Origin of the sequence: Corynebacterium sp. S5S1 (assembly GCF_001913985.1) — a bacterium.
Classification (GTDB): domain Bacteria; phylum Actinomycetota; class Actinomycetes; order Mycobacteriales; family Mycobacteriaceae; genus Corynebacterium; species Corynebacterium marquesiae.
Map to the genome: position 1 here is coordinate 56,861 of NZ_MKXT01000019.1, position 22,575 is coordinate 79,435.

The window sequence follows — 22,575 nt, forward strand, 5'->3', positions numbered from 1 at the left end:
ACACTACGGCAAAGGTTGTAGGGTATTGATCCGTGAATTCTCCTGCTAGCCGTCGCGTCCGCACCATTGCTTGGGGTGCCATCCCCGTCGTCCTCACCGGTGCGTTGGTATCGCTTGACCATATCCCTGGCACTGATGTGTCTTTGACCGTGCCTTATGCCGCTGAGGGGCCAGGTCCCACGGTGGACACGTTGGGGGAGGTCGACGGCACTCAGGTCGTCGATGTCCAGGCGCCGAAAACCTATGACACCGACGGCCACCTCAACATGACCACGGTCTCTGTGCGCACCAATATGACCCTGGCGCAGGCGCTAGGCCGCTGGATGATGACCGATGACACCATCGTGCCCATCGATACCGTCATTCCGCAGAACATGAGCGATAAAGAGGTAGAAGAGTCCAATAAGCAGGCCTTTACCCAGTCCGAGTCTGCCGCAACCGTCGCGGCAATGGATTACCTGCACCTGCCGGTGAAGATCACCATCGCGGAAGTCATGGATGAGGGCGCGGCGCAGGGCGCGCTGAAAAAGGACGATGTCCTTACCGCAGTAGACGGCAAGGAGGTCTCGGAGCCAGGCGAGGTCCAAGACGTCATCAAGCAGAAAATCCCGGGCGATAAGGCCACGCTGACCGTCCAGCGTGGCGGCAAGAAGCAAGAAGAAGAAATAGAGCTAGGGGAGAACCCCCAGCAGAAGGGGCAGGCAATGCTGGGCATCGCCATGCTCTCGGTCCCGCAAGACGATATTAAGGTCAAATACAACCTGCAGGATATTGGCGGTCCCTCCGCCGGCATGATGTTTACCCTGGCGGTCATCGATAAGCTCAACGAGGAAGACCTCACCGGCGGCAAGTTCGTGGCCGGTACGGGCACAATTCAGGAAGACGGCCAGGTAGGCCCCATTGGCGGCATCCAACATAAAATCGCCGCGGCGCACGAGGCCGGAGCGGAGCTCTTCCTCGCGCCGAAGGATAATTGCTCCGAGGCCGCCGCGAGCGACCATGGCGATATGCCCATCGCGGAAGTTTCCACCTTGGATGAGGCAGTGTCCACGATGAAGGACTTCGCGGACGGCAAGGATATTAAAACCTGCCAGTAGCCAGCCTACTTAGCTAGGCCCAGCTCCTTGATCTTCTCTTCTGGGTCTTCTTGGTCGGAGGAGATCATCTGCTGCATGACCATGCCTTCTTTATTGTCCACTACGGTAATGACCGCGGTGGTTCCCAAGGTGGACCAGCCTACGACGCGGTCGCCGTCATCCTCAATGACCTGCGAGCTGCGCAGCTCGGTAAGCACCTGCGTGGTTTGCTTCGCCTTGGAGTGCGAGCGGAAGAACTGGAACTGGCCTACCTCTGGCCCAGAGCAGTTATAGGAATCGTCCCCGCCCGTGGAATCGCAGCGGTCAAAGAGGGCGAAAAGCTCCTTGGGCGCTACCGGAGCAAAGATGTCATAGGCCTTGGCCACAGACTTTTCCAACTTTTCGGTTCCGGGCTCCTTGCTTGCCGACGCCCCCTCCGACGCCTCCGAGCTTTCCGCCGCGCTCGATTCAGCGCTGGACTCAATGGTGGAGGAGCTAGAGACGGTGCTGGTTTCCTCAGCGGTATCCGCCGCAGGGGCGGTGGTCTCGGCGCCGGCGGCGGTGGTCTCCACGGGGGCGTCGGCAGGCGCGGCATCGTCCGAGGAACAAGCGGCAGTGCTCACGCCTACACCCAGCAGAAGCGCTGCTGCGGTGGCGCGGGTGGCGGTCAGGCGAGTGAGAGTAGTGCGTCGCACGGTAGGAAAATGCTCCTTAGTCGCAGGCGAGAATTGTCACTTCAGTCTAATCTAGCGCATCCGGGTCTTGGTTCAGCCCATAGCGCAAAGCCGCAATGACCCCCGGAGCTACCTGTGGGCCGCCGCGTAGCTGGATGTCATCTTCTGCGAACGGTCCGGCCGCTTCCAGCTCCTCCTCGGTGGGACGCAGCTGCAGCAAGGTGGTTTCGATGCCTTCCTCTCGCAGTGCCCCGGAATAAAGGCGCGCCGGGCGAGGGGAGGGGTCCTCGCTAGAGGTATCGCGGAACTTAATTTCTTGGGCCAAGATGACGCCGGCAACCTCCCGGGGCCAGGCCAGGCGGGAGACATAATCGGCCAGCTGCTCTGAGCCAGGCTCAATGTTTTCGGGCACATTATCCTGCACGATGAGCGTAAGCGGTGCGGCGTCCTCCTCATCGAGCGCGGCAAGCTGATCGGCTACCAAGTGGGTGGGAACCAGCGCGAAGATGGTGGGCCGGGCGCCCCAGCCTTCGGCGTGGACGAATTCGACGGCTTCGGTCATCGCGCGGTTTAAAGCTGGCTGTGATAATTCGGGGGAACTCATGAACATCCTTATTCGTTATCTGTGTATTGCTTCCTTAAGCTGGAAGAAGTCTACAGGTTTTAAATTCGCACTAGTTGATTGGAGCTGGCGTTGTCCTTAGGGTCATCCACACCAGCCGCCCCGTTGAAGCGGCCCCCGCGGGTCGCGACAATCATTGCGGCCATCATTGCCGTCCTCTTGTTCTTCGGCCCCATGCTCGTGGGCATGTACACGGATTGGAGGTGGTTTGGTGCGATTGAATACCGGAACGTCTTCACCACCGCGATTATGGCGCGGATAGTCCTCTTTATCATCTTCGGTCTTGTGGCCGCTGCAGTGGTGTGGGCCGCCGGCTACTTTGCCTGGCGCGGGCGCCCGGATTCGCTCGACTTGGGAGACCTGAACTCGCCGGTGTATCAGTACCGCAAGTCCATTGAGAAGTCCATGGGCGTCTTCTTCAAGGTCATCCCCGCCATCGTGGGCATCATCGCCGGTTTCATCGGCCAGTCCAATTGGCGCACGGTACTGCTCTTCCTCAACGGCCAGGAATTCGGCGAACAAGACGCCCAGTTCCACCACGACCTAGGTTTTTATGCCTTCACGTTGCCAGTTCTAAAGATGGTGGTCAGCACCCTATCCATCCTGTTGATTCTGGCCTTCCTCATCGCGCTTTTCGGCCACTACGTGCTGGGCAGCATCCGCATTGGTAATAAAGCCGCCGGTGTGCGCGGCTCCATCTCCCACCCCGCTCGTCTGCAGCTGGCGATTACCGCCGGCCTGTGGATGGTAGTCCAAGTCATCGGCTACTGGCTGGAGCGCTATGAGCTGCTTAATACCCAGCACGACCTCTTTACCGGTGGTTCCTATACCGATATTCACGCCTACCTGCCGGCGAAAATTATCTTGATGATCATTGGCATCTTCGTGGCCGTGGCCCTGTTTATGGCCGTTGTCATCAAGGACCTGCGCATCCCCGGCCTGGCCGTGGTGCTGATGCTGCTGTCCTCGCTGGTCATTGGCCAGGCATGGCCGCTGCTGATGGAGCGCTTTTCCGTACAGCCCAACCGCCAGGCAAAGGAAGAAGAATCCATCGCCCGCAATATCGAGGCCACCCGCTATGCCTATGGGCTCACTGATGACCACGTCACCTATGAAGATAACTGGGGCGGGGATGATGTCTCTGATGACAAGGTGGCCTCTGATAACGCCACTATCAATAACCTCCGCCTGCTGGATCCGGAGATCCTTTCTCCTACCTTTACCCAGATGCAGCAGCTGAAGAACTTCTACGGCTTCCCAGAGACGTTGTCGATGGACCGCTACGAGATCGACGGCAAGAAGCGTGACTTCGTCGTCGCCGCCCGCGAGCTGGATCCGAACGAGCTGCGGGAGAATCAGTCGGACTGGATTAACCGCCACACCGTCTACACCCACGGCAACGGTTTTGTGGCAGCGCAGGCCAATAAAGTCGACGAGGTAGCTCGCGATGCAGGGTCTGCCCGCGGTGGCTTCCCCATCTTTACCGTGTCTGACCTACAGACCCAGGCCGGCGAGTCCGAGGGTGAAGGCGAAACTCAGGACGCAGAGAAGTCCCTTGGCATTAAGGTTGATCAGCCGCGCATCTACTACGGCCCGGTCATTGCCGGTGCGGCCGATGGCATGGATTATGCGATTACCGGCAAGACCGGCGATAACCCGGTCGAGTACGACACCGATAGCTCCACCTATACCTATGACGGCAAGGGCGGCGTTGGCATCGGCAATATCTTTGACCGCACCATGTATGCCGCCAAGTATCGCGAGCTGAACTTCCTGCTCTCGGATCGCGTCGGCAGCGAGTCCAAGCTGCTGTATGACCGCGATCCGCGCGAGCGCGTGGAGAAGGTTGCTCCGTGGCTGACCACCGATTCCGCTACCTACCCGGCCGTGGTTGATGGCCGCCTGAAGTGGATTGTGGATGGCTATACCACCTTGGAGTCCCTGCCTTATTCCCAGCGTGCCTCACTTTCCGACGCCACCCAGGACACCCTTAATCCCGATGGCACCACCCAGCGCTTGGTCAATGACAAGGTCGGCTATATCCGCAACTCGGTCAAGGCCACCGTCGATGCCTATGACGGCACTGTGGACCTCTACGAGTTCGACAAGAATGACCCAGTGCTCAAGGCTTGGGAGGGTGTGTTCCCGGACGTCGTTAAGCCTGAGGCTGAGATCTCCGATGAGCTGCGCGAGCACTTCCGCTATCCGGAGGATATGTTCAAGGTGCAGCGTGACCTGTTGGCGCGCTACCACGTGGATGACCCGAATGTCTTCTTCAATAACGATGCCTTCTGGTCCGTGCCGAATGACCCCACCGCGGAGGAATCCCGTCAGCTCAATCAGCCGCCGTACTACGTGATGGCCGCTGACCCGGAGACCGGCAAGCCGACCTTCCAGCTGACCACCTCTTACCGTGGTCTTAACCGCGAGTTCTTGTCTGCGCACATGGCCGTATCCTCCGAACCGGAGAACTACGGCGATATCACCGTGCGCGTACTGCCCACCAATACACAGACCCAGGGCCCGAAGCAGGCGCAGGATGCGATGATGTCCTCCGACCAGGTCGCCCGCGACCGCACCCTGTGGGAGGGCACCAATGACCTGCACAACGGCAACCTGCTAGCCCTGCCAGTCGGTGGTGGCGAAATCCTGTACCTCGAGCCGATCTACTCGCAGCGCAAGGACCAGGCCTCTGCCTTCCCGAAGCTGTTGCGCGTGCTCGTGTCCTATAAGGGCCGCGTGGGCTATGCCCCGACCATCGGCGATGCCCTCGAGCAGGTGGGAATCGACGCCAAGTCTGCCCAGAACATCGAGGAAGTTGACGGCGATTCCGAGGACAAGGACGGCGCCAAGGATGAGGAGAAGAAGGACGAGTCCAAGGACGATAAGCCTTCGGCTCCAGCTTCCGCTCCGTCTTCTTCCGACGAGGCGGGCGCCATCGATGACATCAACAAGGCCCTGAAGGGGCTTGAAGATGCACGCGATGGTTCCTTCGAGGAATACGGACGCGCCCTAGATGAGCTCGATAAGGCTGTGGAGTCTTATCAGAAGACGGACTAGTAGTTCCGGCTTATAATCGCGATGGATTAGGCACCTGCCCAGCGGATTTGGGTAGGTGCCTTTCCCTATGTATAGTTACATGAGTCGCCAGGACAGAGCGAATACACTTTGTGTTAACGCACTGTTCAAGCGCAGATGATGGAAGTCATCTCGACGCGGGGTGGAGCAGCTCGGTAGCTCGCTGGGCTCATAACCCAGAGGTCGTAGGTTCGAATCCTGCCCCCGCTACCAACTTCCAGGCCCTCATCGGTTCGCCGGTGAGGGTCATTTTTTATTTTTGCTTACTGGGCGGATTCTAGCGGACGTGCGGCAACATGGTCCGTATCGGGAACGTGGCAATCAGACCCTAGACAGCAAACCCTCACCTGAGTAAGGTAAGGCTATGCAAAAGAAAGACTTCATGAATGTGCGTGCAGTTATCGCACTCGTAGCCACCCTAGCCCTAGGCGCAGGCCTTGTTGCGTGTTCTTCTGATTCTTCTTCTAAGGAAGGAAACGGAGAAAAGAAGATCGAGCGAGTTGTGGCGCTTGATTGGCGCTACGAGGAAATTCTCAAGGCCCTCGATGTGGACCCAGTGGGAACCGTGGAAATCGGTAAGTCGGAGGCACCGACCACTTTGAAAGAGCAGCTGGGGCAGGCAACCTCTGTGGGCCAAGCCAAGCAGCCGAACCTAGAAGTTATCCAGTCTTTGGAACCAGATCTGATTTTGGCTAGCCCTACCCGTCAAGCCGATATCATGCCGCAGCTGGAAGAGATTGCGCAGACCGAATCCTACCCAGATGAGACTTACTTGGACGTGCTGGACTCGATGGATGAGATCGCGGCCAAGCTAGGTAAAGAGGAAAAGGCCAAAGAAGTCCGTCAGCGCATCGAGGACAAGATTGCTCAGACCAAGGACGCGGTAAAGCCGGGCAGCCGTGCTGTTGTGGCTGGGTGGTCCAGTGAGATGCTCTATACCTGGGTCAACCCTTCCTTCCCCCAGTCGCTACTGAGCGAGGTGGGCTATGATTATGTTTTCGAAGGTGAGAAGTCATCCATCGAATCTAAGACTGATGTAGCGGAACTGACCGGCGATAAGCTCCCTGGTATGAAGGCTGACCGAGTCTTTATGTACAAGGACGTCGATGCGTTTAAAAAGACGCCCTATGCCAAGGGCAGCGGCGACATCGTAGAGGTGGACCAAGATATCTGGTCGCGCGCCCGCGGGCCGCTTTCCGCCGAGCATATGCTCGATGACATGATCGCCGCTGAAAAGTAGTGGCACCTCGAACTAAAGCCAGCGTCTGCTTGGTCCTTGCAACCGCTGCCGCTGCCTTTGTGTGGTGGTGGCGGCTCCGCCATGTTCAGGTGCCAGTTGATACCCCGTGGTTAGAAGAAGAGCTGCATAGCGTGGCTTTTGACCGTCTCCTTGCTACCACGGTGGTCGGTATTGCACTAGGTGTAGGTGGGTTATTGCTGCGCACGGCAACCGCGAATCCGCTCGCCGATCCGTCCATCACTGGTGTGAACTCCGGTGCGGCACTCGGTGCAGTCGCAACCGCAATGTTTTTAGGAAGCGAAACCTCGAGCGTTGACCAGCTGCCCGGTGCGCTGCTGGGTGCGGGGATTGCTGTGGGGGTGACGGTGGGCGTCGGCAAGAGCGGTGCGATCCAGCGCATGGTACTCGTTGGCGTTGCCGTTTCCGCACTGTGTAGCGCCTTGACCTCCATTTTCTTGGTGATAGATGAAGCTCAGCTGGCTACGGTGATGTCGTGGCTTTCTGGCCGGCTTGCCGGTGTGCGCTTGGACGATATTGTGCCGGCGCTGATTGCCGTGCTGGTCGTGGTTCCCTTGACCTTAGTCGGTGCAAAAACGCTGGACTTGCTCGTAGCAGGCGATGCCATGGCCGGTGCTGTCGGCGCGAAGCCGGAGCGCATTCGGTTGGCTGCCATTGTGGCGGCGGTAGTGCTTATTGCTCCGGCCGTAGCTGCAACTGGGCCGATTGGCTTCTTAGGGTTGATGGCCGCGGCCGTAGCGTGGCGGGTGTGCGGCCCGCACCACCGCATGGGGCTGTGCGTGGCTGGAATTGTTGGAGCAGCGGTGCTTTTGGTGGCTGATTCGGTTGGCCAGGGAATCTGGGCACCGGCCGAGACCCCAGTGGGCATCGTGACTTCTTTGGCTGGCATGCCATTAGTGTTGTGGTCCGTCCATGCGCTGGGGAGGAGGAAGCATGCGGCATAAGAGATTTGTTGGGGTGCTAGTAGGTCTCATCCTGGCGTTGGCGTTGAGCGCAATCATCGGCATGAGCGTCGGTGCGGTGATGAAACCGCCGGGCGAGGTGATCACCGCCTTCGTTACCGGAGAGCCGCTCATCTGGAAGTACCGCGCGCCGCGGATCTTGGTGGGAATCTGCGCCGGTATTGCCATGGCCGTTTCTGGCTGTCTATTGCAGTCCGCGCTACGCAATCCTTTGGCCGCACCAGATACGGTGGGTATTACCTCCGGCGGCGGACTCGCGGCCGTTGCGGTACTCATGGGATCAGGCGCCCTGCCGGCCCACCTGCTGACTTTCATAGCCTTTATTGGAGCGTTGGCTGGAACTGGGCTGGTTCTTCTCCTCGCCGGGCGCGGGGCAAGCGATCCGGTGCGCCTGCCCCTTACCGGGGTGGCGGTATCTTTTGGGCTGGGCGCCATCACCGAATTGCTCCTGGTGCGGTCTGCCCCAGAGGCAGGAGCGGCCATGACATGGTTGAAAGGTTCGCTTTACGCCCGCTCGCTTGGCGATGCCACCATTGTCGCCCCCTTTATCCTTCTCGCCCTAACCGCCGCGATGGTGGTGGCAAAACACCTGGATATGCTCGCGCTGGATGATTCCACCATGGCCGGCATCGGCGTGAGCACCAAGATATGGCGACTAATAGCAGTAGCCTTAGCCGTCATCCTCGGCGCAGCGGGAGTCGCCGCCGCCGGGGTCTTGGGCTTCGCCGGACTCATCGTCCCCCATGCTGCTCGCTTGGTTGTTGGCGCGAACCTGCGCTGGCAAATACCCGTGGCAGCCCTAGGCGGCGCGGTCCTTGTGACCGCATGCGATACGCTCGGTCGCTGGGCTTTCGCCCCCACGGAAATCCCCGTTGGCGCGCTCATCGCGCTGATCGGTGCACCGTATTTCATTTTCCTATTGACTCGACTGACCCGAGTGCGAAACGGAGGCTAGACATGACACTGACGTGCAGCGGATTAACCGTGGGCTACGGTGGACCCGATGTGGTCAAGGACGTAAATCTTCATTTATCCAGAGGTCAAGTAACCGCTCTGATCGGGCCGAATGGCTGTGGCAAATCGACGCTTCTCAAGACATTGGGCCGCCAACTTACGCCCAGCGCAGGCGCGGTGCACCTCGCGGACCAAAATATCAGCAAGTATTCCTCGCGTGCCTTTGCCCGTGAAGTTTCTTTTCTGCCACAACATCCCGTGGCTCCGGAAGGGGTATTAGTGCGTGACGTCATCGGTTACGGCCGATATCCCTATACAGGGGCGCTAGCGACGATGCGGGCCGGAGATCATGCAGCGGTTGAGCGTGCTGCCTCGCGTGCTGGGGTGAGCGAGCTTCTCGACGCCCCCGCGGCAGATCTTTCCGGTGGTCAGCGCCAGCGCGTCTTCCTCGCTATGACTTTGGCCCAAGAAACGCCAATTACCTTGCTTGACGAGCCGACTACTTACCTCGATCCCGCGCACCAATTGTCCATTTTGGATCTGATTCGAGATCTCAATGGCACCGGGGTCACAGTGGTCATGGTGGTCCACGATATGGTCCATGCCGCGCGTTACGCCGATAGAATCGTAGCCATGCGTGAGGGACGCATTGTGGCCGAAGGGGCCACCGAGGAGGTGATGACTGCTGAACTCGTACGCGAAACCTTCCATGTTGAGTGTTTAGAGATGACTGATCCCTCCACCGGTCGACGCTTTCCCATACCCATTTCCGTGCACGCTCCTGAATTTTCTGGAACCCTAGAAGGAAGAAGATAAATCTATTTAAAGGAGTACGTAGCAATGGCAAACGAACTAGGCCACGAGGTCGACTTGGACCGCAACGAATACAAGTACCTAGCATCTAAAGACACCGCGTCTTCGGCAGCTAAATCTGACAAGTCCTCGCAGTCCGCTGCAGCTGCAGCTGGTGCCGCAGGTGCAGCCGGCCTGTCCAAGCCGGTCGGAAAGCCGTCTGCGGACGGAGATGAGTCCACCGCAAGCAAGTATGAACCGCAGAACCACGTTGTCGCTGGAGCGGAGGAAGAACATGTGGCTAAAGCTGCCGAGCAGCCGGACCTGCAGGAGAAGCTGGACGAGGATAACTCTGACTACGCCCCGAGCCAGCACATCGTAGGTGGCGCGAAGGAAGAACACATTGGTTCCGCCCCGCAGCAGCCGGACCTGCAGGAGAAGCTGGATGAAGGTAACTCTGACTACGCGCCCAGCCAGCACATCGTAGGCGAAGCAAACGAAGAGCGTGTTGCTACTGCGCCGAACCAGGACAACGTCAACGGTCAGCAGTCCTCTGAGCGCCTGGATCAGCTAAAGGACAAGGCATCCGAGGCTGGTAGCGCCGTCGGCGATGCGTTCCAGCGCGCTAAGGGCTTCGTGGAAGACAAGGCTCACGAGTACCAAGAGGAGTCCACGAAGAAGGGTGGCTTCTTTGACCGCGTCAAGGGCGCTGTGCGCGATGCACGCGAGTCCATCGAGGACAAGCGCAAGAACCTAACCAGCGTTGATACTAAGCCGCTTTCCCAGGGGTCGGGGAGGCGGCTTTTGTCATATGCGCAATTCTGCTAATCGTCCAAAGCGTGGAGGTAGAGCCGGCTAATCAGGAGGCGCCGCGGCACGTCTACCACGGGGCGCAGGAAGGGGAGGAAGGGCTCTGAGGCGGCGTCGATAAGCAGCAGTGTGCGGCCATCGCGCAGGCGCTCCAGAGCGAAGGTCTCCTCGCCGCGCTCGAGGTGTCCAGGAAGGGTGCCGTAGGTGAACCCGCAGCGGCCGTCCTCGTGGAATACATCGACCACGCGGCAGCGAAAATCCCATGGGCCAAGGCCCATGGTGACCTCCGCGCCGAGCTCCACCACCTCATGGGTGGGGCGCACGCGGAAAAGGCCGCTGCGTTGTATTGACCAGCGGAAAAGCCGGTATGCGGCGGTATCAAAATCAGCGTCGATGACTCGTGACATGTGCAGCTGCGGAAAGCCAGAAGTATCGGAATAAGACAGCGGTGTGACCATGCGCCCGATGATAGGGGAGGGGTGACCACCCCCGAATTCTGGCAGAAATATAACGGCTTGGACACAGTCACAGGAGTTTGCTGCTTCCACAATTTTTTCGTGCCAGTATCGAGCTTGCACGATGTTGACAACTGAAAGTAGGTACCTTGATGCTTCGCATTCCGCACCTTAAGAAAGTCCTGGTGGGCTCGGCTTTCGCTGGTGCGTTTTTCCTGGGATCCCCGGCCGCAGGCGCCCAGGAATTGCCCCAACCGGATTTCGATTCCGCAGGGATTATTGACCAGGTCCGAGATGGCCTGGCTGAGGTAGGCATCCAAACCCCGCAGGTGGATAAGAACGTCACCGACGCCGTAGATTCCTCTGTGCGCAACGCGCAGCAAGCCGTGCAGCACACGGCCCAGCAGGCGCAGTACGCGGAGCCGATGACCAACCCGAATCCCATCGGCCTAGCGGAGCAGGCCACCCAGCCGGAGTTTAAACCGAAGGGCACCAATCCGAACTACAAGTGGAAAAATGATGGATTTTCCAAGGTAGCTGCGGGCAAGCCACAGGCTGATTACGTGCTGCACCGCGTGCCGGGCTCCTTCTTTGATGCGCCACGCATTCCAGAAGAATCCGTTGCAGCCATGAATGAGGGAGAGTCGCTCTATGGCCCTGGCACCCCGGTTTATGTCAATGAGAACATGATGTGCACCCTGACCGTAGCGGGCAACGATAATGCAGGCCGCAAGGTGGGGCTCACCGCCGCGCACTGCGGCAACGTGGGGGATTCGGTCACCTCCGCCGATTCAGAGCAGATTGGCCCGACGGGCACCGTGGTATCCAAGAATGAGGACTTGGATTACGCCGTCATCGAGTTCGGCTCTAAGGCCAAGGTCTCCCGCTCCTACAATGGCGTGACCGTCAATGAGTTGGGCGGCGGCGTTAAGCCGGGGCAGCAGGTGTGCAAGCAGGGCGTTGCCACCGGCAAGACCTGCGGCATTACCTATCAGCAGGCAAAGAAGATTCAGGTCAACCAAGTCTGCGCCATGATGGGCGATTCCGGTGCACCGTTGTTGGTCAACGGCCGCCTCGTCGGTTCGATTACCGGCGGTTTCCTGCCGGTGAATTTCCCGTGCCGCACCCCGCTGCAGGGGCCGGTCCATAACCCAACCGCCGCAAACACCATGGATGCGGTCCTAGAGGATATGGACCGTCGCGGTGGCGTAGGTGCTGGTTTTACATTGCCTGAGGACTAGCCTCGTCCCAACTTTTCGCCCGCTCCCGTTGCTACTGGGAGCGGGCACTTTTATGTCTCTGTCTAGTGTCGATAATCACAACTAATCATCGCTTGTGTGAAAAGCTTGTGCGGACTAAGGTTAGCCTTATCTAGTAGCTACTTAGGTGTGGCTAACATCACCGGCGTGAGCCGGGCCGAGAGAACCGAGGTGACCGCGCGATGTGGCAGCTGTCCTTATTGTCCCGCACCCGTACCCAGCAGACCTGCGAAAGGTCCGAATGTATGCGTGCCGATCAAGCCCCAGTGGACGCATTGGTAGAGCTACCTGAATGCTGCCTGCGGCATGCGATTGAGTCGCAGCCGGCGTTGGCGCTGCGTATGCGTGAACTGGGATTCCGGCCAGGAGTGCGCGTGCAGATCGGGCGCAAGGTGGCCGGCGGGGCTCGCCTGGTCACCGTAGGTACCGCCCGGTACGCGGTGGATGCGGCTACGCTCAGCCAGCTCGAAGTTATCCCGGTGGCAGCATAATGGCGCGCAAAACCGCAGCACCAAGCTGCCACTCCACCTCCTCCATGCGTATCGCCGCGGAGGGAACGCCTGTCCTCGCCTTGGTCGGGGCTCCAAATTCCGGCAAATCTACCTTGTTCAACGCGCTGACCGGAGCGAAGGTCCAGACCGGCAACTGGCCGGGTACCTCCGTAGAAGTCAGTCGTGGTTTGTGGAATGCGCAGCCAGAGGCGTTCGACATCATCGATCTGCCCGGTGCTTATTCCTTGGATCCAATGAGTCCGGACGAGGAATTCACCCGCGATATGCTCGTTGAGTGCCCACCGTGTGAGCGCCCAGATGTGGTTGTGGTGTTGGTGGATGCCACTGCGCCAGCGCGCGGGCTTAACCTCGCATTCCAGATCGCGGAGTACCCGTATCGGGTAGTGATTGGGGTGACCAAGGAGGACGTCGCCAAGCAGCAGGGCATAAGCATCGATACCTCCGCGCTATCGCGCGCCGTGGGCATGCCGGTGGTCAGCGTCAATGGTCGCCGCCGAGAAAACCTAGATGCGCTGGAGGGTGCCGTTGCAAAAGCAATGCAGACGGAGCGACAGACTATCCGGCCCAACGCAGATTTGGATCAACGCTTTGCGGATCTGGACGCCGCGGAAAAGGCTGCCGTTTCCAGGACGGACGTCGGCGAACCGATTAGCCAGCGCGTGGACCGCGTGGTGCTGCACCCCGTGCTCGGCCCGATTCTATTTCTGGCGGTGATGTGGGCTGTCTTCTTCATTACCACTACGGTTGCGGGACCGCTGCAGGACGGCCTGGAGGCACTGATCACCGGTCCCGTCTCTGATGCCGTGCGCAGCCTCCTCCCAGACCACTGGTTGGTCTCGGGATTGCTGGTAGATGGCCTTATTGGGGGTGTGGGCATGGTGCTGACCTTTGCCCCGCTGCTGGCCCTGATGTTCCTGTGTCTAGCCGTGCTGGAGGATTCCGGTTATATGGCGCGCGCGGCCGTGGTCACTGACCGAGTTATGCGCGCCATTGGCCTACCAGGCAAGGCCTTTATCCCCATCGTGGTGGGCTATGGCTGCAATGTTCCGGCGATTTCGGCGACACGCGTGCTTGGCGACGTCCGCCATCGCATCCTCACCTGCCTCCTTATTCCTTTCACTTCCTGTTCGGCCCGGCTCATCGTGTTCATGATGCTGGCGCAGGTGTTTTTCCCCGCTCATGCTGGTTCCGCGGTATTCGCCATGTACGTGCTGTCTATCGCGCTGGTGGTGTTGGTAGGCCTCGCCTTGCGCCGCACGGTGTGGCGCGCCATGCCGGCCGAAGCCCTAGTTATCGATCTTCCGGCCTATCAGCTGCCCACCTTTGGCCTCACTCTGTCGGTGATGTGGGTGCGTCTGAAAGGCTTCTTGCATACCGCCGGCGGCATCATCGTAGCCACTGTGGTGGTCATCTGGTTGCTCATGTCCATCCCGGTAACCGGTGGGCACTCTTTCAACGAGGGTGCGGTACCGCCGGAGGATTCCGCCTATGGCGCGGTCTCAAAGGTGATGTCCCCGGTCTTTGCCCCGGCTGGCTTTGATTCTTGGTCTCTGACAGGCCCGTTGGTCACCGGATTCGTGGCCAAGGAGACTCTCATTTCTACCTGGGCGCAAACCTATGCGGTAGAAGACGTCACTGATGATGCCCCAGAAGAGCAAGCAGAATCCCCACTAGCCAGCCATATTCGCGCCGACTTCGACGCGGCCTCTGGCGAGCATGGGCTCGCGGCGGTATGGGCGTACATGGTATTCCTGCTGGCCTATACCCCGTGCGTGGCCACGGTAGCCGCGCAGCGGCGGGAAATAGGCTGGAAGTGGACGCTTATCGGTTTCGCCCTTCAGCTCGCCACCGCCTGGATCCTCGCGGTGGGAGTATTCCAGGTCCTCAAGGTCTTCCTATGAGCCCCACGGAGAAGGTCAAGGAGGCTATTAAACAGGGAAAATCCCACCCGGTCGAGATTGCAAAAGCTACTGGGTTAGGGCAGAGTACCGTGGAAATTATCCTCGCCCATCTCGAGCGCAGTGCGGAGCTGGTGCGCGAATCGCTCACCTCGTGCCCCACGGGTGGCTGCGGCAGTTGCGCGCAGGCGGGTGGGTGTTCCGGAGCGGCGGCGAAGCGCCGCGGTCCGGTGTTACTTCAGCTGCGGAGACATTCCTAGCCTTGCAGCGCGGCTAGGGCGTGCTTGTGGAGCAGGCCGTTGGAAGCGACGCCGGACCCACCGTGCGGGCCGGGGTTTCCGTCCAGATCCGTGAAAGTGCCGCCGGCTTCGGTCACGATGAGGGAGGGCGCGGCGAGGTCCCACAAGGACACCTCGGGTTCGGCGGCGATGTCTACCGCGCCTTCGGCCACGAGGCAGTAGGACCAGAAATCACCATAGCCGCGCAGGCGCCAGGTCTTGTCCGTGAGTGCGAGGAACTGATCGCGCAGGCCGCGTTCGGCCCATCCGGTTAGCGAGCTCATGGCCAGCGAAGAATCGGCGAGCTTTTCCACGTGGGATACGCTCAAGCGCTTCGGCTCGCCGCCAAAAACGCGGAAGGCGCCAGCGCCCTTGGCCGCGTACCAACGTCGGCGCAGGGCGGGAGCGGAAACTACAGATACCACCGGTTCGCCGTCTTCCAAGAGGGAAATGAGCGTGGCCCATACGGGGACGCCACGCACGAAGTTCTTGGTGCCGTCGATGGGATCTATGACCCACTGGCGGCCCTTATAGCAGGCCTCGCCGCCGTATTCCTCACCCAGCACTTCATCGCGCGGGCGGGAGCGCTTGAGGGATTCGCGGATTTGCTTCTCACAGGTGAGGTCCGCATCCGATACGGGGGACATATCTGGCTTTTCCTTGACGGAAAGGTCCGAAGCCTCGAAACGATGCATGGTCACTACATCGGCATGGCCCGCCAGCTCGAGCGCGAGGCCCAAGTCTTCTTTGAACTTACCCACGGAGCCAATCCTCCATCTGATCCACTACCTGTTTATTGCCAGCGAGGCACCATTCGACGCCGCCGGCTTCTACCTTGCGGGCAGCACCACCGGCCGCTTCCACGAGGGCTTTGCCGGGGAACCAATCCCAATCCGCTACCGAATGCTGCATCCATGCGCCCCATGTGCCATCGGCCACGGAGGACAGGTCAACAGAACCGGCACCGAGCATACGGACTGTAGCAAAGTTTTCCGCCACCCGCTGCCATGCCCCGCGGATATCCTCATCCGCCAGCGAGGTTGGGTGCAGGTACGTGGATAGTGAAATCTGCTCGGCCGGCTTCTCCTGCAGGCGAGCTACTTCCTTGCCGTCGAGGGAAGTGGGGTAGTCCCGGCCACCGAACCAGGTATAACCCATGGCGGGGCGGTGGACGGCGCCGAGGGTGATCCCCGTGGCGTCGGTAAGCGCGAGGGCAGAGCACCAATAATCGGAACCGGAAGAGAAGTTGTAGGTGCCATCGACCGGGTCAATAACCCAGGTGCGCCCGGACTGGGACTCACGGGCCGCACCTTCTTCGCCGAGGATGCCGTCTTCCGGGCGCACGGCTTCGAGCACGCCCGCGACGAAGCGCTCGGCCGCCCTGTCCGCATCCGTAACAACGTCCGAGATAGAAGTCTTGTGCTCTACGTCGACGCCCATCTCGCGCAGGCGCCAGGCCAGGCGCCCGGCGTTATAGACAAGGGCCTGCGCCAGGTGCGCATCCCCGTCATCCGCGTGCGCGACAATGAAGGTCTTGATGACCGCGTCGATCATCTCCTGCAAGCTCGGCTTTTGATCCATGCCCACCATTGTCACCCTAAACGCGGCCGATGGCTAATTATGCCGGCCGGGTGGGTAGGATTGGGGCCTATGCGTCCCGAAGTAATAGCACGGCTCAAGCAATTGGAAACCACCCTGACCACCATCGAGAAGGTCATGGACCCGGAGGCTTTGGCTGCCCGCATTCGGGAATTAGAGGCCCAGGCCGGCGACCCGTCCTTGTGGGACGACCCCGCCCACGCGCAACAGGTCACCTCCGAGCTTTCCGCAGCGCAGGCTAAGGTCCGCAAGCTGGAATCGCTGCGCGGGCGCCTGGAGGACATGCCCGTGATGTACGAACTCGCGGAAGAAGAGGGGGATACCTCCCTGGCGGATGATGAGCTCGATTCCCTGGAATCTGCTATCGAATCGCTGGAGGTCACCACCATGCTTTCTGGTGAGTATGACCCGCGCGAGGCGGTTATTAATATCCGCTCTGGCGCCGGCGGTGTGGACGCGGCCGACTGGGCCGAAATGCTCATGCGCATGTATACGCGCTGGGCGGAAAAACACGGTCACAAGGTGGATGTCTATGACATCTCCTATGCGGAAGAAGCAGGCATCAAGTCTGCGACCTTTGTGGTCCACGGTGAATACATGTATGGCCAGCTCTCTGTGGAGCAAGGAGCGCACCGCCTGGTGCGCATCTCCCCCTTTGATAATCAGGGCCGGCGCCAAACTTCCTTTGCCGAGGTGGAAGTCCTGCCGGTGGTGGAGCAGACCGACCACATCGATATCCCGGATAATGATGTGCGCGTTGATGTCTATCGCTCTTCTGGTCCGGGCGGCCAGTCCGTCAATACCACCGACTCTGCGGTGCGCCTGACCCACATTCCCACCGGCATTGTGGTGACCTGCCAGAACGAAAAATCACAGATTCAAAATAAGGCCTCGGCCATGCGCGTGCTGCAGGCGAAGCTGCTGGAGCGCAAGCGTCAGGAGGAGCAGGCCGAGCTTGACGCGCTGGGCGCCGGTGGCAACGCCTCCTGGGGCAACCAGATGCGCTCCTACGTGCTGCACCCGTATCAGATGGTCAAAGACCTGCGCACCAATTTCGAGGTGGGCGATCCCTCCAAGGTGCTCGATGGCGATATAGATGGCTTCCTGGAATCTGGTATCCGCTGGCGCATGCAGCAACAAGAAGGCCAAGCTTAGGTCCATACTGATCGGGCGGAATTGAACGCAAAAAGGCCGAACTGAGGAGCGAAAATCCTCAGTTCGGCCTGATCTCTATGGACCTAACCCACGTAGTCCATCGGTGCGCCCGGTCCCAGCGGGATGCCGATGAGATACCAAATGACAAAGAAGACGAACCAACCCACGATCATGCACAGAGAGTAAGGCAGGGCGAGCGACATCAAGGTACCCACACCCGCGTGCTTGTAGTAGCGCTGCAGGAAGGTCAGCGCCAAGGCGAAGTAGGGCGACATTGGGGTGATGATGTTCGTTGGGGAGTCACCGATACGGAAGAGCATCTGGGAAACCTCAGGTGACACGCCCACATACATCATCATCGGCACGATGACCGGGGCCATCAGCGCCCACTGGGCGGAACCGGAGGTGATGAAGAGGTTAAGCAGTGCGACCATGGCCACCAGTGCCGCAAACATGACTAGCGGCGGCAATGACCAGTGTTGGAGCAGTTCGGAACCCTTGATGGCGGTCCATACGCCCAAGTTCGACCATTCGAACCAGGCGAGGAACTGTGCCACCGCGAAGAAGAGGACCAGCATGGGGACAAGGGTCTCGATGCCCTTGGCCATAAACTCCGGTACATCAGCAAAAGACTTCACGGTGCCTGCCGCCAAGCCGTAGACGATGCCGCATACCAAGAAAGCCAGGGCAATCGGCACCGCGATGGCACTAATGAGTGGCGACTCCATGAAGCTATCCCCTTGGCTTGCCAGCGGGGAGCCAGGGATAAATAGCAGCGCAAAGAAGGCGGCAAGGAAGAGCGCGAGCGCGATGCCGGAAGCAACCAAACCGCGCTGCTCGTTGGGCTTGATGCGCATGGCCTCTTCATCATCAGTGAAGTCGTACTCTTCATCCTCCTCTGCATTCGCGCCGGCCCCACCGGCGGCCTTGGAAAAAGACACCTCTTCATAATTAATGTGGTCGTGGTCCACCAGCTCGCGGGCCTTTTTCACCATGAGGAATTCCGTGACCGCGGTAATGATGAGCGAGAGCACGATGGCGGATGGGATGACAAAGAAGATATTGGCCAGCGGGCTGACTTCATATTCTGGGTCCACAAACTGTGCGGCCGGGGTAGAAATACCCGCCAGCAGGAGGTCGGTGATATTGAGAATCAGCGAGGCATTAAAGCCGGCTGACGATGCCGCAAAGGCCACCATCGCGCCCACGATGGGGGAGCGGCCCACGGCGTGGAAGGCCATCGCGCCCAGCGGGATCAGGATGACGTAGATGGCGTCGGAGGCTACGGAGCCGGTCACGCCGGCCAGCGCCACAACGAAGGTCAGCATTTTCGCGCTGACCTTGGTCACCATCGCGCGCACCAACGCGGAAAGCAGGCCAGACTGCTCCGCCACGGCCACGCCGAGCATCACGGCAAGGATGACGCCGAGCGGCGGGAAGCTGGTGAAGTTCTCCACTGCATCAGTAACCATGCGCGAAATATTCTCGGTGGTCAGCAGGGATTCTACTTCGATGGTTTCGCCGGTCTTGGGGTCCTCTGCGGTCATGCCAATGAGGTGTCCTAGCCAAGAAGTCACAGCGACGATGGCTGCGAGGATAACGAAGAGCCAGAACGGATCCGGCAGTTTATTGCCAATCTTTTCTACAGTGCCCAGGAAGCCGCTTGCAGAACGTGGTTTTTCTTTGGTTTCGGTTTCGGCCATAGTATCGGCACTTTCTGTCGATTGGGTCGGAACAAATTAGTGTCTTAGACCACATTACTTAAATATAGTTCACAGCGCGGTGTCAACTTTGGTTGCTACAGTGATTCGCGTGATTAGATTCGACAACGTGACTAAGGCCTACTCCGCCGAGTCTCGCCCAGCGCTCGATGGGGTGTCTTTCGAGATTGCGGATGGTGAATTCGCTTTCCTCATCGGACCCTCCGGCTCCGGTAAGTCCACCTTCTTGGAGCTGATGGTGCGCTATAACAATGTCAGCAAGGGCGATATTTACTTCGACGATTTCCACGTCAATGAGCTTTCCGGCAAGCAAATCAACGCGCTACGCCAGTCCATTGGTTACGTCTTCCAGGATTTCCGCCTGCTCCCCAAGCTGACGGTGTATCAAAACGTGGCCTTTGCGCTGGAGGTGATTGGCAAGAGCAAGTACCGCATCTCCACTTCTGTCCCGCAGGTTTTGGACCTAGTGGGCCTCGAGGATCGCCGCGATGCGTATCCGCACGAGCTTTCCGGTGGCGAGCAGCAGCGCGTGGCCATTGCGCGCGCGGTGGTCAATCGGCCGAAGCTGCTGCTTGCCGACGAACCCACGGGCAACCTCGATCCCTCCACCGCCGACGAGATCATGGACCTGCTGCTGGGCATCAACCGCCGTGGCACCACCGTGGTCATGTCCACCCACAATGCCCGCGCCGTCAATAAGGCGCGCCAGCGTGTCTTGGAGCTGCGCAATGGAGTCCTCGTGCGCGACGAGCACGAGGCTATGTACGAGGGGGAAGCATGAAGCTAGGGTTTATTTTCCGCGAGGCTACCAAGGGTCTTGGCCGCAACCTGACCATGACCATCGCCATGATCATCACCACCGCCATTGCGGTGGGGCTCGTTGTCGCAGGCATTATGGTGACCAACCTGACCAAAGACACCAAGGAGATCTACCTTGACCGCGTCGAGGTCATGGTGCAGCTCAATGAGGACATTTCCGCCGGGGACCCAGACTGTACGAGTCCGGCCTGCGCGGATATCAAGGATCAGTTGGAGGCGGATGATTCCGTCGAGTCCGTGGAATACCGCAACCGTGCAGAATCCTATGATCGGTTCAAAGAACTTTTCCAAGACACCGATCCTGTGATGGTGGAGCAAACCTCACCTGATGCGCTGCCGGCTGCATTCCACGTGCGGCTTGCGGACCCAGAAGACAACTCCGCCATCGATGCGATTCGGGATAACCCGGCGATAGAGGATGTCGTCGATCAGCAGCAAGAAGTGCGCGATGCCGCAAGCAACCTGGACGCCATCCGTAACGCCACCTTTGTGTTGGCCATTGTGATGTCCGTGGCTGCCATCTTCTTGGTGGCCAATATGGTGCAGATCGCCGCGTTCCACCGCACCCGCGAAACGGAAATCATGCGCATGGTGGGTGCAAGCCGGTGGATGACGCAGGCGCCGTTCGTGGTGGAAGCAGTGCTGGCCTCGCTCATCGGCGTGGTGTTGGGCGGTGCCGGTATCTTCCTAGGCAAGTCCAAGGTGGTGGACCCATCCCTGCAAGGCCTGTATGAATCCCAGCTGCTCGCCCCCATGAAGTCCGGCGACCTCTGGATTGCCCTGCCTCTCGTGGCCTTGCTGGCGCTGGTGGTCACGGCCGTCACGGCGCATATCACCCTGCGGTCCTATGTGCGCAAATAGCCCGTTTGCCGGGCCGGCTAAAAGGGCACTACACTGGCATTATTATGGCTAAGAAGGGCAAGAAGAATAAGAAGGCGGCGTCCGGCGAAGCAACGCTCGCTACCAACCGCCGGGCCCGGCATGACTACAAGATCCTCGAGGAATACGAGTGCGGCATCGTCCTGCTCGGCACCGAGATCAAATCCCTGCGGGAGGGAAAAATCTCGCTTAATGATGCTTTCGCCACCATCGACGATGGCGAGGTGTACCTGCGTAACCTGCACATTCCGGAATATTCCATGGGCTCGTGGACGAACCACAGCCCGCGGCGCACCCGCAAGCTTTTGCTGCACCGCCGCGAAATCGACAAGCTCTACGGGCAGGTGCGCAACGGCAATAAGACCTTGGTTCCGCTCAAGGTCTACCTTAAAAACGGATACGCCAAGCTCTCGCTGGCGTTGGCGCAAGGTAAACAAGACTACGATAAACGTGAGGATATTAAGCGCCGCGACCAAGACCGTGAAATCTCTCGCGAACTCGGCCGCCGCGTGAAGGGAATTAATGTTTAAGACTGCGAAAGTACATGACGTTGCCAAGGGCGAGGACACTATCCAGGGCACCGGAGTACTGGTAGACCGGATGTGGCCCCGGGGCGTTGCCAAGAGCGACCTGGCTTACGACGAGTGGTTCAAGGACGTCGCGCCGAGCCCCGAGCTGCGCAAGTGGTGGAATCACGACGAGGATCGCTTCGACGAGTTTGCCCGCCGCTACAAGGCTGAGCTCGATGACAACGATTCCGACGAGCTCTCCCAACTGCTTGCGCTTTCCGACGCCACCCTCCTCTTCGCCGCATCCAGCCGCGAGATCAACCACGCAGTCGTTCTCAAAGAGTGGCTAGAAGAGCACTTGAGGAAATAAAAGCGAGTGGGGTAGTGTTGAACGAACCGTAGGGAAGATGCACTATCCCGTCCCTACAGCATGGGGTTGATTTGGTTTCGACTTCGTGCACTGCGCCAGGGGAAGCGTGCCGGTGCAGGCTAACGACCACCGTATAAGCGTCGTAGCAACCAATAAACGCAGAGAAGAACTCTCAGCGTGACTACGCCCTCGCTGCCTAATTACAGCGACGCGTGTCTGTCAGCCTAGGTTTCGTTCCTGACCTAGATCCTGGCATCGACTAAGGAACTAGCCGGCTGGTTGGGTCATCAGGACCAGTCGGGACTCTTACTGGTGACTGGGCCCATCATCCGGACGTGTTCGCCCGATCCGGAGGGCCGAGCAGAGATTCTGTGCGAACTGCGCACGGAGAAGCCCTGGCAAGGTGACGAAGGACCCGGGTTCAATTCCCGGCAGCTCCACCGGTAGGCCCCCGAGAAATCGGGGGCCTTTTTCCATGCAATGGCTTTTCGATCTGCGAATCCTCTCCTGCGGCATTGAGGGAAGGTAATCTCGCAGTGGGCTTGGGGCCTCCTATATGGGTTGGACCGCCCACCGAATCCTGCCTTCCGGCGCGGAGTTCTTGGCATGTAGTGCGGCAAAGCGCCGCAAAATCCGGCCTGTGCTGGGGATTTGTCATTGTTGGTGGGGTTGGGCTAGATTAATCCGAGTCGCCGCGAGGTAGCCGGTTGGTTACTTTTAAGCGAATTTTGTACGGACTTGGTTCGATGATTTGACTTGGTTCATTTGGTTGGGTAAGTTTGTACAAGCCGCCAACGAGAGGTTAACGGGAAGTTAATTTTCTTGTGGTGTGTGGATGATGTTTGAGAACTCAATAGTGTGCCAATGTACTTTTTATTTTTTGTGTGCATGGTTG

Annotated in this window: 21 protein-coding genes, 1 tRNA gene and 1 other RNA gene; 17 read left to right on the forward strand and 6 right to left on the reverse strand. The window is 59.4% G+C overall.

Annotation, left to right across the window (positions count from 1 at the left end; genetic code table 11):
• Positions 1–32: 32 nt before the first annotated feature.
• The gene (locus BKN05_RS07810) at positions 33–1,097 is read left to right on the forward strand and encodes a YlbL family protein (protein ID WP_286688360.1); all 1,065 of its coding nucleotides are present in this window, start codon (positions 33–35) and stop codon (positions 1,095–1,097) included.
• Positions 1,098–1,102: 5 nt separating this feature from the next.
• On the opposite strand, the gene BKN05_RS07815 is transcribed toward BKN05_RS07810, so the two are convergent.
• Together BKN05_RS07815 and BKN05_RS07820 are read right to left on the reverse strand one after the other, a co-directional pair.
• On the reverse strand, positions 1,103–1,771 hold the full coding sequence (locus tag BKN05_RS07815; RefSeq protein WP_284792096.1) for a beta-N-acetylglucosaminidase: 669 nt from the start codon (positions 1,769–1,771) through the stop codon (positions 1,103–1,105).
• Between the two features lie 46 nt (positions 1,772–1,817).
• Positions 1,818–2,354 carry a PPA1309 family protein gene (locus BKN05_RS07820; protein ID WP_286688361.1) on the reverse strand — a complete coding sequence of 179 codons (537 nt, stop codon included), beginning with the start codon at positions 2,352–2,354 and terminating at the stop codon, positions 1,818–1,820.
• A 123-nt stretch (positions 2,355–2,477) separates the two neighbouring features.
• On the opposite strand from BKN05_RS07820, the gene BKN05_RS07825 reads away from it, so the two are divergent.
• The 7 genes from BKN05_RS07825 (at position 2,478) to BKN05_RS07855 (ending at position 10,244) form a co-directional block, all read left to right on the forward strand.
• Entirely contained in the window at positions 2,478–5,432 is a 2,955-nt protein-coding gene (locus BKN05_RS07825) for a UPF0182 family protein (RefSeq protein ID WP_286688362.1), read from the forward strand.
• Between the two features lie 154 nt (positions 5,433–5,586).
• A tRNA-Met gene (locus BKN05_RS07830) sits at positions 5,587–5,663 on the forward strand.
• A 151-nt stretch (positions 5,664–5,814) separates the two neighbouring features.
• Positions 5,815–6,690 (forward strand): ABC transporter substrate-binding protein, encoded by an 876-nt coding sequence (locus BKN05_RS07835; protein ID WP_286688363.1) that lies wholly within the window; start codon positions 5,815–5,817, stop codon positions 6,688–6,690.
• Positions 6,691–6,719: 29 nt separating this feature from the next.
• A complete protein-coding gene (locus BKN05_RS07840) occupies positions 6,720–7,652 on the forward strand; it encodes a FecCD family ABC transporter permease (RefSeq protein ID WP_198492686.1) in 933 nt (310 codons plus the stop codon).
• Positions 7,642–8,625, forward strand: a complete 984-nt coding sequence (locus BKN05_RS07845; protein WP_198492687.1) for a FecCD family ABC transporter permease — start codon at positions 7,642–7,644, stop codon at positions 8,623–8,625. Before BKN05_RS07840 ends, BKN05_RS07845 begins: the two co-directional genes overlap by 11 nt.
• Positions 8,626–8,627: 2 nt before the next feature.
• Positions 8,628–9,440 carry an ABC transporter ATP-binding protein gene (locus BKN05_RS07850; RefSeq protein ID WP_049378789.1) on the forward strand — a complete coding sequence of 271 codons (813 nt, stop codon included), beginning with the start codon at positions 8,628–8,630 and terminating at the stop codon, positions 9,438–9,440.
• A 24-nt stretch (positions 9,441–9,464) separates the two neighbouring features.
• Positions 9,465–10,244, forward strand: a complete 780-nt coding sequence (locus tag BKN05_RS07855) for a kinesin (protein WP_239661107.1) — start codon at positions 9,465–9,467, stop codon at positions 10,242–10,244.
• Here the strand turns inward: BKN05_RS07855 and BKN05_RS07860 are convergent.
• Positions 10,241–10,684, reverse strand: a complete 444-nt coding sequence (locus tag BKN05_RS07860; RefSeq protein ID WP_049378790.1) for a DUF1990 family protein — start codon at positions 10,682–10,684, stop codon at positions 10,241–10,243. The genes BKN05_RS07855 and BKN05_RS07860 overlap by 4 nt on opposite strands.
• 149 nt (positions 10,685–10,833) lie before the next feature.
• On the opposite strand from BKN05_RS07860, the gene BKN05_RS07865 reads away from it, so the two are divergent.
• The 3 genes from BKN05_RS07865 to feoB all read left to right on the forward strand — a co-directional run bounded on the left by BKN05_RS07865 (position 10,834) and on the right by feoB (position 14,353).
• Positions 10,834–11,922, forward strand: a complete 1,089-nt coding sequence (locus BKN05_RS07865) for a S1 family peptidase (RefSeq protein WP_049378791.1) — start codon at positions 10,834–10,836, stop codon at positions 11,920–11,922.
• Positions 11,923–12,185: 263 nt separating this feature from the next.
• Entirely contained in the window at positions 12,186–12,431 is a 246-nt protein-coding gene (locus BKN05_RS07870) for a FeoA domain-containing protein (protein WP_053087550.1), read from the forward strand.
• Complete coding sequence (gene feoB, locus BKN05_RS07875) at positions 12,431–14,353, forward strand: ferrous iron transport protein B (RefSeq protein WP_049378793.1); 1,923 nt, start codon at positions 12,431–12,433, stop codon at positions 14,351–14,353. The genes BKN05_RS07870 and feoB overlap by 1 nt, the downstream gene beginning before the upstream one ends.
• A 253-nt stretch (positions 14,354–14,606) precedes the next feature.
• Here feoB and hisN read toward each other — a convergent pair whose 3' ends face one another.
• Both hisN and BKN05_RS07885 read right to left on the reverse strand, forming a co-directional pair.
• Entirely contained in the window at positions 14,607–15,389 is a 783-nt protein-coding gene (gene hisN / locus BKN05_RS07880) for a histidinol-phosphatase (protein ID WP_049378795.1), read from the reverse strand.
• Positions 15,382–16,218, reverse strand: a complete 837-nt coding sequence (locus tag BKN05_RS07885) for an inositol monophosphatase family protein (RefSeq protein WP_049378796.1) — start codon at positions 16,216–16,218, stop codon at positions 15,382–15,384. Before BKN05_RS07885 ends, hisN begins: the two co-directional genes overlap by 8 nt.
• A 60-nt stretch (positions 16,219–16,278) precedes the next feature.
• Here BKN05_RS07885 and prfB point away from each other — a divergent pair, with 60 nt between their 5' ends.
• The gene (gene prfB, locus BKN05_RS07890; RefSeq protein ID WP_286688364.1) at positions 16,279–17,382 is read left to right on the forward strand and encodes a peptide chain release factor 2; all 1,104 of its coding nucleotides are present in this window, start codon (positions 16,279–16,281) and stop codon (positions 17,380–17,382) included.
• 83 nt (positions 17,383–17,465) lie between these two features.
• Here the strand turns inward: prfB and BKN05_RS07895 are convergent, their stop codons facing one another.
• Positions 17,466–19,085, reverse strand: coding sequence for an AbgT family transporter (locus BKN05_RS07895; RefSeq protein ID WP_286688365.1), 1,620 nt, complete (start codon positions 19,083–19,085; stop codon positions 17,466–17,468).
• 109 nt (positions 19,086–19,194) lie between these two features.
• Between BKN05_RS07895 and ftsE the strand changes: the two genes are divergently transcribed.
• From ftsE to ssrA, 5 genes are all read left to right on the forward strand, one after another.
• On the forward strand, positions 19,195–19,884 hold the full coding sequence (gene ftsE, locus BKN05_RS07900) for a cell division ATP-binding protein FtsE (protein ID WP_049378810.1): 690 nt from the start codon (positions 19,195–19,197) through the stop codon (positions 19,882–19,884).
• On the forward strand, positions 19,881–20,783 hold the full coding sequence (ftsX, locus tag BKN05_RS07905) for a permease-like cell division protein FtsX (RefSeq protein ID WP_049378799.1): 903 nt from the start codon (positions 19,881–19,883) through the stop codon (positions 20,781–20,783). The genes ftsE and ftsX overlap by 4 nt, the downstream gene beginning before the upstream one ends.
• A gap of 44 nt (positions 20,784–20,827) precedes the next feature.
• On the forward strand, positions 20,828–21,331 hold the full coding sequence (smpB, locus tag BKN05_RS07910; RefSeq protein WP_005322310.1) for an SsrA-binding protein SmpB: 504 nt from the start codon (positions 20,828–20,830) through the stop codon (positions 21,329–21,331).
• Entirely contained in the window at positions 21,324–21,680 is a 357-nt protein-coding gene (locus tag BKN05_RS07915) for a DUF488 domain-containing protein (RefSeq protein WP_049378800.1), read from the forward strand. The genes smpB and BKN05_RS07915 overlap by 8 nt, the downstream gene beginning before the upstream one ends.
• A 62-nt stretch (positions 21,681–21,742) precedes the next feature.
• Positions 21,743–22,123, forward strand: a transfer-messenger RNA (tmRNA) gene (gene ssrA, locus BKN05_RS07920).
• The last annotated feature ends 452 nt before the right edge of the window (positions 22,124–22,575 follow it).